General features: G+C 33.3%; 13 protein-coding genes. 12 read left to right on the top strand and 1 reads right to left on the bottom strand.

Going from position 1 to position 15437, the window contains the following annotated elements:
- The first annotated feature begins 368 nt into the window (after positions 1 to 368).
- The 4 genes from AC1QSP_RS05145 to AC1QSP_RS05130 all read left to right on the top strand — a co-directional run bounded on the left by AC1QSP_RS05145 (position 369) and on the right by AC1QSP_RS05130 (position 3021).
- Complete coding sequence (locus AC1QSP_RS05145) at positions 369 to 923, top strand: hypothetical protein (protein WP_484080083.1); 555 nt, start codon at positions 369 to 371, stop codon at positions 921 to 923.
- 1 nt (position 924) lies between these two features.
- Positions 925 to 1584 (top strand): hypothetical protein, encoded by a 660-nt coding sequence (locus tag AC1QSP_RS05140; protein WP_484080082.1) that lies wholly within the window; start codon positions 925 to 927, stop codon positions 1582 to 1584.
- 285 nt (positions 1585 to 1869) lie between these two features.
- A complete protein-coding gene (locus AC1QSP_RS05135) occupies positions 1870 to 2427 on the top strand; it encodes a hypothetical protein (RefSeq protein WP_484080081.1) in 558 nt (185 codons plus the stop codon).
- Positions 2428 to 2445: 18 nt separating this feature from the next.
- Complete coding sequence (locus AC1QSP_RS05130) at positions 2446 to 3021, top strand: hypothetical protein (RefSeq protein ID WP_484080080.1); 576 nt, start codon at positions 2446 to 2448, stop codon at positions 3019 to 3021.
- Positions 3022 to 3056: 35 nt separating this feature from the next.
- Here AC1QSP_RS05130 and AC1QSP_RS05125 read toward each other — a convergent pair whose 3' ends face one another.
- Positions 3057 to 3659: a hypothetical protein gene (locus tag AC1QSP_RS05125; RefSeq protein ID WP_484080079.1), complete on the bottom strand. Its 603-nt coding sequence runs from the start codon at positions 3657 to 3659 to the stop codon at positions 3057 to 3059.
- Positions 3660 to 3751: 92 nt separating this feature from the next.
- Here AC1QSP_RS05125 and AC1QSP_RS05120 point away from each other — a divergent pair, with 92 nt between their 5' ends.
- The 8 genes from AC1QSP_RS05120 (at position 3752) to AC1QSP_RS05085 (ending at position 15427) form a co-directional block, all read left to right on the top strand.
- On the top strand, positions 3752 to 4471 hold the full coding sequence (locus AC1QSP_RS05120) for a hypothetical protein (protein ID WP_484080078.1): 720 nt from the start codon (positions 3752 to 3754) through the stop codon (positions 4469 to 4471).
- 64 nt (positions 4472 to 4535) lie between these two features.
- The gene (locus AC1QSP_RS05115; RefSeq protein WP_484080077.1) at positions 4536 to 7037 is read left to right on the top strand and encodes an N-6 DNA methylase; all 2502 of its coding nucleotides are present in this window, start codon (positions 4536 to 4538) and stop codon (positions 7035 to 7037) included.
- Entirely contained in the window at positions 7024 to 8259 is a 1236-nt protein-coding gene (locus AC1QSP_RS05110) for a hypothetical protein (RefSeq protein WP_484080076.1), read from the top strand. The genes AC1QSP_RS05115 and AC1QSP_RS05110 overlap by 14 nt, the downstream gene beginning before the upstream one ends.
- Positions 8260 to 8342: 83 nt before the next feature.
- The gene (locus AC1QSP_RS05105) at positions 8343 to 9890 is read left to right on the top strand and encodes a type I restriction-modification system subunit M (RefSeq protein ID WP_484080075.1); all 1548 of its coding nucleotides are present in this window, start codon (positions 8343 to 8345) and stop codon (positions 9888 to 9890) included.
- Positions 9887 to 11062: a restriction endonuclease subunit S gene (locus AC1QSP_RS05100; protein ID WP_484080074.1), complete on the top strand. Its 1176-nt coding sequence runs from the start codon at positions 9887 to 9889 to the stop codon at positions 11060 to 11062. Before AC1QSP_RS05105 ends, AC1QSP_RS05100 begins: the two co-directional genes overlap by 4 nt.
- A 436-nt stretch (positions 11063 to 11498) precedes the next feature.
- Positions 11499 to 11798 carry a GIY-YIG nuclease family protein gene (locus AC1QSP_RS05095; protein WP_291049589.1) on the top strand — a complete coding sequence of 100 codons (300 nt, stop codon included), beginning with the start codon at positions 11499 to 11501 and terminating at the stop codon, positions 11796 to 11798.
- Positions 11788 to 12270 (top strand): hypothetical protein, encoded by a 483-nt coding sequence (locus tag AC1QSP_RS05090; protein WP_484080073.1) that lies wholly within the window; start codon positions 11788 to 11790, stop codon positions 12268 to 12270. Before AC1QSP_RS05095 ends, AC1QSP_RS05090 begins: the two co-directional genes overlap by 11 nt.
- A gap of 55 nt (positions 12271 to 12325) precedes the next feature.
- The gene (locus AC1QSP_RS05085; protein ID WP_484080072.1) at positions 12326 to 15427 is read left to right on the top strand and encodes a type I restriction endonuclease subunit R; all 3102 of its coding nucleotides are present in this window, start codon (positions 12326 to 12328) and stop codon (positions 15425 to 15427) included.
- Positions 15428 to 15437: the final 10 nt, after the last annotated feature.

Here is a 15437-nt window from a genome sequence, read left to right as displayed (position 1 = left end):
ACGCATAACGCATAACGCATAACGCATAACGCATAACGCTTAACGGTTTTTAAGTGTTTATGTGGTTAAGTTTTGAAGTTGGACGTAAGACCTAAGGAATTAGGAATGATGAATTGTAAAATGTAAGATGTAAAATGTACAATGTAAAAAGAATTACGAATTACGAAATACGAATTTTGCTTAACGCCTTATGCCTAACGTTTGAGATGGAAAGTGAAAAAAGAAAAGTGAAAAGTGAATAGTGAAAAACGAAAAATTTACTTTTCTTCTAACTTCTAACTTCTAACTTCTAACTTCTAACTCCTCCATTTTTATCCGTGAAAATTAATTGCACAGTTGAGCCTTACTTTAGCGGAAACGATTGAACGATGGAAAATTTAGAACAACAAAGAATTTATATTGCTTCTGAACCCTATATTGGGTTGGGTGTGACGACTTTTGATATTATAGAAGAGGAGGAAAGAATTGGCTTTTTTAATGAATTGGAAGGGATTGTTATGAATGGTGAATTTGCACCAGATGAGGTCACGGATATTTTAATCTCCTTTCTTGGATTGGTTTGTTTTGATGAAATATTGGAGAACTTGAATTTAGATTTTTTCGAAGCATATCATTGTCTACATCTTGGGTATTGGATAGAAGAAAAGCAACAATACATTCATAATTTTATTCAAAAGTGGTTAGATGTAGACCGAAGAGAATTTCATCATATGTTGGATTTAACGTATACGACAGAAGGTTTTGAGGATGAAGAATACTATTCCAATGGAAAATTAAAATCCATTTCCGTCATGAATGAGGTAGAGTCTTATGATTTAAATTTTCCAATTGACTATAAAGGGGAATATCATTTTCTTCAATTATTTATTGAAGAATCAAAGTACCATGAATTATTATTTGATTTACATGAATTAATCCGTTAATATGAAAACAATTGAACACTTTAAAAAGACGCGTGAAGTCTTTATCGACGACGAACCATTTATCGCATTGGGAAATTATCCGTATGATGATACTCCTACCTTTTTTGAACAATTGAAATTTGATTCGGCAGAACAAACATTAGCATTTCTCTTAGAAAAGAATCATTTATCCTCTTTTTTTAGAAGTTTAAGTGCTTGTGATTTTTTGGTAGGGAATGGATGGATTGAATTACCTGATCTTGAAGGAGATGCTGATGATTGGGATGAACCCATTGTACCCATTACCTATAAAGATGTACCAGTGGAAGGGTTGGAACAATTAGCGGATACTGTTGGGATGCGATTAGCTCGATACATGCATATTAATCGTCGCGATGTGTATCGATTGGTTGCAAATTGGTCTCGTAAAAATGGATATTTCAATGGAGTTGATGCTACTTGGGAGGAAGTGGAATGTCACGTGGAGGAAGTATATGATGAGAATATGATACACTATGGAATCATTATCGATGGTTATCACGAATACGCCGTAGAATTTCCAGAAACGTTTGAAGGGAATCAAGATACTTTGGAACAAATTTATATTCCAGCTGAAAAATTCGATGATTTTATCCGTCAAGTAAACGTATTTCTTCAAGATTATGTGGCGTTTTATCGTTAAGGAGAAAGAGAATTAGGAATGATGGATTAAGAATTAGGAATTAGAAATTACGAAATACGAATTATGAATTACGAATTTTGCTTAACGCATAACGCTTAACGCCTAACGTTTGAGATGGAAAGTGAAAAAAGAAAAGTGAATAGTGGAAATTGAAAAGTGAATAGTGAATAGTGAAAATCGAAAAATTTACTTTTGTTCTAACTTCTAGCATCTCAATTTTCATCCGTGAAAATAAATTGCATACTTATCCCATACTTTCGCACACGAATTACTTATTTCACTCCTATGAAAGAAATTATACCACAACCTTTACTGATTAATCATACTCCTGTTATTGCCCTAGGAGAGAGCTATTATTTTGCCTATGATGAAAATGGAATTGAATCCATTCAAAATGATTTTGAAGATTATTTAAATGGAAAAGCAATTGAACATTTAATTCCATTACAAATTCAATTTTTACGATTGCTGTATGATTATTTTGAGGGTGAGGATGAAGATAGAGTATTAGCGGATGAATATTTTATGGATGAATGTTGTCCTACAATCGTTCAATTTATTCATCAGAACGATGAGCAACTTAAAGTGGTTGTCGAAAAATGGGTAAATCCCAACAATAAAGATTTAATCCATCTGTTTGATTTGAGTGCTACATCGTTAGATCGTTATTTTGAAGTCGATTATACAGTCGATTCAAAAGCAATTATACCTCTTGTTGATCAGACCTATACCATCGAATTTCCTCCTCATTACGCGGGTAATAAAGTTTATAATCAACTCTTTGTGGAGCAAGCTTATTACGAAGACTTAATGAAAGACATTAAACAAACTTTTATAATTTAAATTTTATACCTCATCCCTATGGAAAATTCATTAAAAAATAGAACCTATATTATTAACGGAGAAGAATTTATAGGATTAGATGGTTATTACTATCATCCAGAAAATAAAAAAGAAGAACGCTTTGAAAATTTTGATTCGTTTGAGCATTATTTAAAGCAAGAACGTGCGAAAGGTAATCCTCATTTTACAGCTTATTTGTTGTATTGTTTCAAAGAACTAAAGCATATGGATTTCGAAGATGAGGTCATTGCGCATCTATTCCCTTTCGTCAAAGAATTCGTATCTAAAAATCAAAATGAAATTGCTGCTTTTGTATCGAAATGGTGGGATGAAGAATCGCAGGCGTATCATCAGGTTTTAGATTTATCGGACGCTGAAGAAGGGATTGAAGATCATCATTTACATTTGGATGATCAGGGGAATGGTTATATCATTGGGATTGTTTTTAATTCAAAAAACAATCAAGATGCCTACTTCTTTGAATATCCTTATGCAAAAACATACGAAGCATGTGATGAATTTCAGTTGTTTATTCCAAAAGAGAAATATGAGGAATTGATGCTGGATTTATACGGGATATTTGAAGAATATTAAGAAAAGCGTCTGGATAGACGCTTTTTATTTATAATCTAAAAATAATATCCCTCCAAATAGTGGTAACCATCGATTTCATCTCTTTGGTTTTTAAAGATCACATAGGGATCATTGGGTTGATCTTCATAAGCCATGTATTCCTCTTCGTTTGTAAACGTTACATCGCGAAGGACAATGTTATATCCCAACAATATGAATTTCTTTTCTAAATCATACGTTTTGTTTTTACCCTCAATCACGGTTTGATCCGATTGCATCTGATCTAGTTCCTTTATAATATCATTGTATAAATTTCCTTCAATTGGAACAAAATGTTTTAAATGCTTTAACTGATAAAAAAGTTGAAATGGAGTAGTTTGAGTAAGTGCATCGTGCATTACTATAAATAATTCTTCTGGATGATTTGTTGCCCCAATTTCAATGTATGCAGCAAAATCTCTTAACTCATAAGTGATATATATTGACTCAGCAGTAGATTTGATTTTGTCCCAATTTTGCACATAGATATCTTTCATTTGAGTCTTGAAGTACTCTTCATTATTTTCGATGTACTGAAAAATTTGCTCAAATAAATCATCAATTTTATCTTCCAATGCTATTTTCGTAGTTGGTTTTAATTGTAAAGTAGGGTAATTCATTTCTTATTTTTAAAACTAATAATGTTCATGTTATTCTTTCGAAATATATATAAAATAAATAATATATTTACGTTAATACTATATTTTATAAAATGACACAAAACTTCTATTTAAAAAAAGTAAATGGCTTATTTGTTTTTGGTCGTCCCTGTCCAATAGAAGGTCAATTTCAAACTATTATTGATGAATCGCAAGTTCATTTGTTGCTCAATGGTATAGATGGACTGGATATTCATGACGATTATTCATCTGATTTTTCAGTTGTTTCTGAAGATTTAGGATTTAATGAACCATACATACAATCTTTAGGTATTGATTTGAAAGGGTATCGTGCAATTGATAGCAATCTTACGATTTCGCGCTTTACGTTGAATCGTAATGAAGAAGGAGATTTACAAGAAGCCGTGCTCATCCAAGAAGATGGCATCAATAAAACCGAATATTTGATCTATACCGAAGATTCACAGTATAAAATGTTGGATGTTTTATTTGATGAACGCGTATTAGCTCAAACACGAGAAGCGGTTATTGAATTTTTAATGGAGGCATTGGAAGAAAATATGTATTATTCTATTCTAGGTTTAGTGGATTACTTATTTACTGAAAAAAAATTATACAGTCTGCTGGAGTTGCATGTACTATGGGTGATTGATGAAATCAACGCGTATTTGACTTCTTATGGACAATCAGAGCCTACTTTTCAATTAACGAATGAAAAATGCGATAAAAATGGAAGTTTGGATTATGGTGATTTTATCGTAGAAGGGAAGTTGAATAAGGCTTTATTGAAAAATTTTAATAAAGAGTATTAATTGAATCAACTATGCAAAACTATTGCATACATTGGTGTTATTTTTACAGTCTAATACTTTTCCTATGAAGAAAGATTTTCTTAAAGTGTTTTCTACTGAGATTAGAAATCATTTTGATTTTGTTGCCGTAGCATTATTTTATCGTTCTATAACAAGTTGTGATTATGGTTTTCATATTCCATTTAAGCATGAAAAAATTAGATCGGTTGAAGATTTTATTAATTCATTAAATGTATTGATTCAACACAATCCAAGTCTTATTGAGGTAATAGATGCTGTAGAATATGGGGTTGATGCATCTGAAATTACTGATGAACAGGTTGAAAAATTCTTTGCTTATGAAGTAGAGTATACAGATCAATATCCGATATTATTTGAGCAAGTAATTGATTATTATATTGAAAATAACCGAAAAGGTTTATACACAACACCCAAAGAAATTTCGGAAATTATTAATCGCCTACTTGCTCTTTCACATACTAGTACTTCTTCAATTAAGATTTATAATCCATGTAGTGGAATTGGAAAATTAGCCTTAGGAATAAAATCTCTACATCCAGAAAATTTGTCGATTTATGGAGAAGAATTGAATTCTAAATTAGTGAAATATGCGAGGATGTTGGCGATTATTCAAAGACGTGAAGATCTGAAATATGCAGTAAAGCATGTGATTACCGACTCTTTAATCCTAGATTCTGAATATCAAAATACATTTGATGTAGTCCTTTCACATCCATCTTTTCGTACAAATTTATCAGATGAAGAGAAATTGTATATCCAAAAAAGATGGGGAGATTTACCTGAGCGAATAATTGGTAGATCTAGTGATGTTGCCTATATTTTGAATGGTCTAGATGCATTAAAAGAAGGTGGTACGCTGTTTTATTTTGTTCCTAAGTTGATTAGTAATATCTTAGAACGATTAGGTTTTACTAAATATTTGCTGGATAACGGTTTAATTGAAGGGATGATTCAATTGCCTTTAAGAATTGTCAATGAAGGTTCCTATGAATCAGTTCTACTTATTCTCTCAAAAAAAGAAAACGATCAAGTTTTTTTTGTAGATGCTAGTCATTCTTTTGAAAAAGATCAATATATTAATCGAATCACCGATGAATCTATTGATCAAATCGTAGAAGTTTGGAAATCCAAAAAACAAATTGATAATTATTCTTTGGCTGTTGGTTACGAAATAATTCGTTCAGAAGGTTTGGTTTTAGATTTTAAACATTATTGGATGATTCATGAATTGGAACATACCTCTAAAAAATTAGTACCTGTTACCTCGTTTTTAAGAAGATTACCTCGTATTGAAGCAGATCCTAAAGGTTTTAAGTTGATTAAAATAAAAGATCTTTCAACCTCACCATTTAATTATAAAATCAATCGAGATGATTTAGAAATATGTACTGAAAATGAACTTGGATTTCAAAAAATTTCTGACAAAGCTCTTTTAATAGCGTCTGCTGGTGAGAGTTTGAGATGTTCTGTTATTTATGCTTCGGAAGAAAATCCTGTTTTTTTATATCGAAATATATTGGCTTTTGAAATAGTACCAGATCAAATTGATGAAGGGTATCTGATGCTTCAATTATTTTCTCCATTCTTGGTAGAACAATTAGATGCTTTTGCTACAGGTCGACAGGGGATAGCAAAATTATTCCATTATAAAGATTTTGTCAAATTACAGATTGAAATCATTAGTCCTCATGTTGAAGAACAGCAATTAATTTACCAAGCGAGTAAATTACAACATGATAAAGACCAAATCAAAGAGGCCAATTTGCAAAGTACAATTGATTTATTGATTCAGCAACATACCAATGAAATCCAATGGCAATTGCACGATCTACGCAATTCAGAATTGTTAGCGATAAAAAATAAATCTCATCTCTTGATGAATGCGTTGCAACAACTGCCAGATATTGGACATCAAATCGTTGACGAGCGTAGAGGTTTAACACTTTCTTCGGTCATTCATAATCTGTTTCATAATGCATCAAATTTGACGCGAAAACTATCTGAAATTTACCAAAATGCAGAAACAATAGGTTTGAAAGAAGAAATAAATATCATTTCCTTTCTGCTTGATTTTGAAAAAAATCAACAGTATATTGACAGAGAAATTGTAAATATTGAATTTATTGGTTTAGAAAAATTTGAGGATCCGGTATGTAAGATCGAATGTTCGGTGGGCGACTTAACGCGTGTCATGAATAATATTTTCGAGAATATATTTCGACATGGATTTGAAAGTGCACCCAAAAAGGATTTCTCTGTTATCCGTATTGAATTTTTATCGATGGGAGATCAAGAATTAACGGTTCAAATTTCAAATAACGGTAATTATATTCCTGTATCTTCAGAAGATTATTTTGCCAATGGTGGATTCCAAGGACGAACAGGTAATACAGGAAAAGGTGGGTATATGATCAAACAATTAATGGAAAGAAATGGAAATACAGTTTCTATAGATGTTTTTGAAACAGATGATCCGATTGATTTTACGTTTCGAATAAATTTAAATTTTCCATTACTAATCGTAGAAGAAGATGAAGAGATATAAAGTACTTTTTATTGATGATAATTATGAGGCAGAATCCATTCAGGATTTTGCTTCATTGGCCTACAATAAATCCATTGATCTAATTTTTGAACGCTATCATTTAGATGGTATGGAAGTATTGAAAAAAGATGTGAATCACGATATACAAGCCGTTATATTGGATGCGACAGGTTTTTTGGATAAAGAAGATAACGAGTACACAAATATAGGATTAAAACATTCCTTAAATACTCTAAAAGATTTATCAAAAAAACGTCAGATTCCTTGGTTTGTCTATACAGGAGCATCGAGAAATTCGACTTCCGAATTTTTACGTGAAATTGGATTATATCAAAAAGAAATTAAGTATGGACGTGAAGCATTAATTATTTATACGAAAACACTACACGAAGACGAATTGTTAGAAGATATTGTCATCGAAATTAATCAAATAGAAAAAACTTCGGTTTTATCTCAGTACAAAGAGGTTTTAGAAATTGCAAAAGAATTGAATTTTACCTCAGATGATCTTTCAGTATTTCGAGAAATTCTATGTGCTGTTCATCTTAAGCATGAATCCAGTAACAGTATTTATCTAAATACTATTCGTAAAATGGTAGAATATGTGTATCGTGGGCTTTACGATTTGAAAATTTTACATGAAAAATGCATCGATGAAAAAGGAAAAATAAACTTATCGGAATCGACTCATTTCCTATCGGGACAAGAGACGAAACATCTTAAGATAAAGAGTAAAAAGCCTCATTTTCCACAGATTTTATCGTTTAGCATTAAAAATGTCAATCATATAGCTGCAGCTAGTTCGCATACGACTAATCAACAAGCTACCGAAAATATGAATTTCCAAATGTATCAACAAGAGATACCGAATTCTTATTTATTGCATCTATTGGTTTTTACGGTTTGTGATTTATTTCTGTGGTATAAAAATTATACTCTGGCGAATCCAGATCCTGCAATTAATCAGTCCTTTTGGGAAGATATTATCGAACCTGAAAAAATAGTACACCAGCCGAAGACCAATTGGATAGAAGGTAAAATTGCAAATTTATATCAAGATGGATCAGGATTTTTTATTTCGAATGATGAAAAATTTAAATTGAAAATCCCTCCATATTTGGTTATGAGTGATTACAAAGAAGATGCTCCAATTAAAATTACAACAAAAGATAGAATCATTAAACATATAGATCAGCTGGAATTAATTCCAATTGAAGATTAAATTTAACCTATGCAAAAAGATTGCATACTTAGCAACTATATTTGCAGATAAATAAATAAACTTAAACGGATAAAATATACTGAATGACAAATACAGCCCAAAGAGCAGAACTACAAGCTAAAATCTGGAAAATCGCCAACGAAGTACGTGGCTCAGTAGACGGATGGGATTTCAAACACTTTGTGTTAGGAACACTATTCTACCGTTTTATTAGTGAAAACTTTACCAATTACATCGAAGGTGGAGATGAAAGCGTAAACTATGCAAAATTAGCAGACGACATTATCACACCAGAAATCAAAGACGACGCCATCAAAACAAAAGGATACTTCATTTACCCAAGTCAATTGTTTTGTAATGTAGTCGATAAAGCACACAAAAATTCAAACTTAAATACAGATCTAAAAGCGATATTCACAGATATTGAAAACTCCGCGAATGGATACGAGTCTGAACAAGATATCAAAGGGTTATTCGCCGATTTTGATACAACAAGTACACGTTTAGGAAATACCGTAGAAGATAAAAACAAACGATTAACTGCAATCCTTAAAGGAGTTGCCGAGTTAAATTTTGGAAGTTTCGAAGATAGTCAAATCGACTTATTCGGGGATGCGTACGAATTCTTAATTTCTAACTATGCAGCCAATGCAGGGAAATCGGGAGGTGAATTTTTTACACCTCAAAACGTATCAAAACTGATTGCGCAATTAGCGATGCACAAACAGACTTCGGTGAACAAAATCTACGATCCTGCCGCTGGTTCTGGATCATTATTATTACAAGCTAAAAAACACTTCGATAACCACATTATCGAAGATGGATTCTTTGGACAAGAAATCAATCATACAACCTACAACTTAGCACGTATGAATATGTTTTTGCACAATGTCAATTACGATAAATTCAATATCCAATTAGGAGATACGTTAACTGATCCTCATTTTATCGACGATAAACCTTTCGATGCCATTGTGTCAAATCCTCCTTATTCGGTAAATTGGGTAGGTTCGGATGATCCCACGTTAATTAACGACGATCGTTTTGCACCTGCAGGAGTTTTAGCACCAAAATCAAAAGCTGATTTTGCCTTTGTCTTACATGCGCTTAATTACTTATCAAGCAAAGGGCGTGCAGCCATTGTATGTTTCCCTGGAATTTTCTACCGTGGTGGAGCAGAACAAAAAATCAGAAAATACTTGGTGGACAACAACTTTGTAGAAACCGTAATTAGCTTACCTGCAAATTTATTCTTCGGTACTTCGATTGGGGTAAACATCTTAGTGTTATCAAAGCACAAATCCGAGAATACCACACAATTTATCGATGCAACAAGTGAAGACTTCTACAAGAAAGTTACCAATAACAACATGTTAGAGGATGTGCATATCGAGAAGATTATGCAGTTATTCGATTCGAAAGAAAATGTAGAACACGTTGCTTTAACGATAGACAATGCGAAAATTGCAGAAAACGATTACAACCTTTCGGTAAGTTCGTATGTAGAAGCAGTAGATACACGCGAAGTGATAGACATTGAAGTCTTAAATACCCAGCTAGCAGAAACTGTAAACAACATTACAACGTTACGCACAGCAATTGATAACCTAATTAAAGAAATCGAAGGATGAGCAAATTAGACGAGTTATTACAAGGGGTTGATGTGGATTGGATTAAACTTGGAAATGAACAGTTTATAGAGATTGCAAATAATGGAAGAAAACCAGTAAAAGCATCTTTAAGATCAAGTGGGGAAATTCCTTATTATGGTGCCAATAATATCCAAGATTATGTTGAAGGATTTACTCACGATGGTGAATATGTATTGATAGCTGAAGATGGTTCATCAAGTCTTGAAAATTATTCAATACAATATACAAATGGTAAGTTTTGGGCAAATAATCATGTACATGTTTTAAAAGGAAAGAATAGTATTGAAACAAAATTCCTTTATTATTATTTAAAAATTATAAATTTTAAACCTTATTTAACTGGTGGTGAAAGGGCTAAACTTACAAAAGGTAGAATGCTTGAAATCCAATTCCCAATCCCTTGTCCAGATAATCCAGAAAAATCTCTTGAAATCCAACAAGAAATTGTTCGTGTTTTAGACGAATTAACTTCTTTAACCAACCAATTAAAAACCGAATTAGAAACGGAACGCCAAAACCGTAAAAAACAATTCGAATTCTTCCGTGAGCAGTTGTTTAGGTTTGAGGAAGGTAAGGCAGAATGGAAAAGTTTAAAAGATGTTGCAGAATATTCAAAGAAAAGAATAAACTTCACATTTCTAAATGAATCAAATTATGTAGGTGTAGATAATTTATTACAAAATAGAGGTGGTAAAATAAATTCAAAACATATACCAACAGAAGGTAATTCAACAGCATTTTTAACTAATAATATTTTAATTGGAAATATTAGACCTTACTTAAAAAAAATATGGTTAGCTGATTGCGATGGTGGTTCAAATGGAGATGTATTAGTTATTAATATTATTGATAAAATAATTCATCATAAATATTTATACCATATTCTTTCAAATGATGAATTTTTTAAATACAATATGCAACATGCAAAGGGTGCAAAAATGCCACGTGGAAATAAACAAAAAATAATGGAATATATTTTTCCAATCCCATCATTAGCAGAACAAGAACGAATTGTAAAACTCTTAGATCAATTCGATGCAACACATACAGCCATCGAAGAAGAAATTACAAAAGAAATTAAACTAAGAACCCAACAATACGAATATTACAGAGAAAAGTTATTAAGCTTCCCGTCATTGCGAACAACGTGAAGCAATCCACATCATTGCGAGCAAAGTGAAGCAATCCAGGAACCAACGCAAAGTGAAGCAAACCACGTAATCACGAGTGTAACAAACGTCATTGTGCACTCACCGTCATTGCGAACAACGTGAAGCAATCCAGGAACCAACGCAAAGCGAAGCAAACCACGTAATCACGAGTGTAACAAACGTCATTGTACACTCACCGTCATTGCGAACAACGTGAAGCAATCCAGGAACCAACGCAAAGTGAAGCAAACCACGTAATCACGAGTGTAACAAACGTCATTGTGCACTCACCGTCATTGCGAGCAAAGTGAAGCAATCCAGGAACCAACGCAAAGCGAAGCAAACCACGTAATCACGAGTGTAACAAACGTCATTGTGCACTCACCGTCATTGCGAGCAAAGCGAAGCAATCCAGAACCCAAACCAGTAAACCAAAATGAAAAAAGGAGGTGTAGTCTATATTATGGCAAACAAAAGAAACGGTACTCTATACACAGGCGTAACAGCCGATCTAAAAAGACGTGTATACGAGCATAAAACAAAATATAATCCCGAATCTTTTACGGCAAAATATAACTGCACAATCTTAGTTTATTACAAAAGCTTCCATTCAATTGAAGACGCAATAACAGAGGAAAAAAGAATAAAAGCAGGTAACCGAAAAAATAAATTAAAACAAATAGAAACACTCAACCCAAATTGGATTGACTTATGGGATGAAATTAATGAATGGTAACTCCACGTCATTGCTCACTCACCGTTATTGCGAACAACGTGAAGCAATCCAATCATTGCTCACTCACCGTCATTGCGAACAACGTGAAGCAATCCAGTCATTGCTCACTCACCGTCATCGCGAACAACGTGAAGCAATCCAATCATTGCTCACTCACCGTCATTGCGAACAGCGTGAAGCAATCCAATCATTGCTCACTCACCGTCATTGCGAACAGCGTGAAGCAATCCAATCATTGCTCACTCACCGTCATTGCGAACAGCGTGAAGCAATCCAATCATTGCTCACTCACCGTCATTGCGAACAGCGTGAAGCAATCCAATCATTGCTCACTCACCGTCATCGCGAACAACGTGAAGCAATCCAATCATTGCTCACTCACCGTCATTGCGAACAACGTGAAGCAATCCATAAAAAAACGCAACATATTGCTCACGTCATTTCGAGCAATGCAATGCAATTTAGAAAGTGAAACAAATTAGAATCTAAACCATACAACCCATTAACAGCTACTAGAATAACATAAGATGTACAAGACTATCGCAGAATCCAACAATTACATTGTATTGGACAAATACACCAAATTCTACGAATTAAATGAAGCTCCAGTGGCTTATCAATCAGAAGCTGCCTTAGAAAAAGAATTCATCCAAGATTTAATTAATCTGGGATACGAAAATCCGACTCATCTCAAATCAACGGAAGCTATGTTAGTCAATGTGCGTACACAATTACAAGCATTGAATAATATGGTATTTACCGATAACGAATGGGCGCGTTTTCTTGTAGAATATTTAGATAAACCAAGTGATAGTTTAGTCGATAAATCGCGTAAACTTCACGATAACCACATCTACGATTTTGTGTTTGATGATGGACACATCCAAAATATCTATTTAGTCGATAAAGAGAATATTACACGTAATAAAGTACAGGTTATCTCACAGGTCGAACAAACTGGTTCGCACGCCAATCGTTACGATGTAACTATTTTGGTCAACGGATTACCGATGATTCAAGTAGAGCTGAAGAAACGTGGCGTAGCCATTCGCGAAGCGTTTAATCAAGTCCATCGTTATTCCAAAGAGAGCTTTAATTCAGATAATTCGCTATTCAAATACTTGCAGTTGTTTGTAATTTCGAATGGAACAGATACACGTTATTTTGCCAATACCGTTACGCGTAACAAAAACAGTTACGATTTCACGATGAATTGGGCAAAAGCAGATAATACCTTAATCAAAGATTTAAAGGATTTTACAGCCACATTTTTTCAAAAAAACACGTTATTAAATGTATTACTAACGTATACGGTTTTAGACATCAAAGATACATTATTGGTCATGCGACCTTATCAGATTGCAGCAACCGAACGTATTTTATGGAAAATTAAAAGTGCTTATCAAACCAAAAAATGGTCATCTTTAGAAAGTGGTGGGTACATTTGGCATACTACCGGTTCAGGGAAAACCTTAACCAGTTTCAAAGCTGCTCGTTTAGCCACTAAATTAGATTTTATCGATAAAGTATTTTTCGTGGTAGACCGTAAGGATTTAGACTTTCAGACCATGAAAGAATACCAAAAATTTTCGCCTGATAGTGTCAACGGTTCAAACAGTACAGCAGGTTTAAAACGAAATATCGAAAAAGACGACAACAAAATTATTGTGACGACCATTCAGAAGTTAAACAACTTAATGAAGGGGGATCAAGAGCTGGATATTTACAATAAACAAGTTGTTTTCATATTTGATGAAGCCCACCGTTCTCAATTTGGTGAAGCCCAAAAAAATCTGCAAAAGAAATTCAAAAAATATTACCAATTCGGATTTACAGGAACGCCAATTTTCCCTGAAAATGCATTGGGTGCAGAAACTACAGCTAGTGTTTTTGGAACTGAATTACATTCTTATGTGATTACAGATGCCATCAGAGATGAAAAGGTATTAAAATTCAAAGTGGATTATCACAATGTTAAACCTCAATTCAAAGGGGTTGAGACAGAAATAGATGAAAAGAAATTGAATGCAGAAGATGCGAAGAAAGCCTTTCTGCATCCTGCACGTATCAGCGAAATTTCGAAATACATCTTACAAAATTACCGCATTAAAACACACCGTACAAAAGGCGGAAATAACGGTTTCAATGCGATGTTTGCCGTGAGTAGCGTAGAAGCAGCTAAACATTATTACGAAGAATTAAACCGTCAGCAAATAGACAGTGAAAAACCGTTGAAGATTGCGACGATTTTTTCTTTTGCAGCGAACGAAGAACAATCAGCAATTGGTGAAATCATAGACGAATCATTCGAGCCTTCTGCTTTAAACAGTACAGCAAAAGAATTCTTAACGAAAGCCATCAACGATTACAATAAGATGTTCAAAACAAGTTATGGTGTAGATAGCGATGAATTCCAGAATTACTACCGTGATCTTTCAGAAAGAGTAAAAAACAAAGAAATCGATTTATTAATCGTTGTCGGTATGTTTTTAACTGGATTTGACGCACCAAAATTAAATACCTTATTCGTTGATAAAAACTTACGTTACCATGGTTTAATTCAAGCATTTTCTCGTACCAATCGTATCTTAGATGCAACAAAATCTTTTGGAAATATTGTTACATTCCGCGATTTAGAACAAGCAACGATTGATGCCATCACATTATTTGGAAATAAAAACACGAAGAATGTTGTTTTAGAGAAAAGCTACAAAGAATATTTAGAAGGTTTTACCGACGCTTCAACAGGTGATGCACGTAGAGGATTTATTGAAGTAGTTAACGAATTAAATACAAAATTCCCAAATCCAGATGCAATTGAAAAGGAGAAGGATAAAAAGGAGTTTACAAAATTATTTGGGGAATACTTACGTGTTGAAAATATCTTACAAAACTACGATGAATTCACAAGTCTAAAAGCCTTACAAAGCATTGACCAAAGCGATACGACTGCTGTAGAAGAATTCAAAGAAATATACCATGTTTCAGATGATGATTTAGCTGTGATGCAAAAGATTCAGTTGTTACCACAACGTGTAGAACAAGATTATCGTTCGACGTATAATGATATTCGTGATTGGTTAAGAAAAGAAAAAGAAGGGAAACAACCAGAAGATGGTGGAATCGATTGGGATGATGTAGTTTTTGAAGTTGATTTATTAAAATCTCAAGAAATTAATTTAGATTACATCTTAGAATTAATCTTCGAGCACAACAAAAAAACAAAAAACAAAGCCGAATTAGTTGAAGAAATAAGTCGAGTAATTCGTGCAAGTATTGGGAATAGAGGAAAAGAATCTTTAGTAGTGGATTTCATTAACGAAACAGATTTAGATTCCATACCAGATAAAGCAACGGTTATTGATTCGTTCTTTAAATATGCGCAAGTCAAACAAAAAGAAGAAGCGACTGAATTAATCGTAGAGGAAAACTTAAACGAAGAAGCGACAAAACGCTACATCGAATCTTCTTTAAAACGGGAATACGCAAGTTCTAACGGTACAGAATTAAATGCCATTTTACCAAAAATGAGTCCGTTAAATCCACAATACCTAACAAAGAAACAAACCGTATTTCAACGCATCAGTGCGTTTATAGATAAGTTTAAAGGTGTTGGTGGTAGAATATAATCAATCCTAT

Source organism: Faecalibacter sp. (assembly GCF_057177045.1).
Note: the sequence above shows the minus strand (reverse complement) of the source record. Positions and strands in the feature narration are given on the sequence as shown.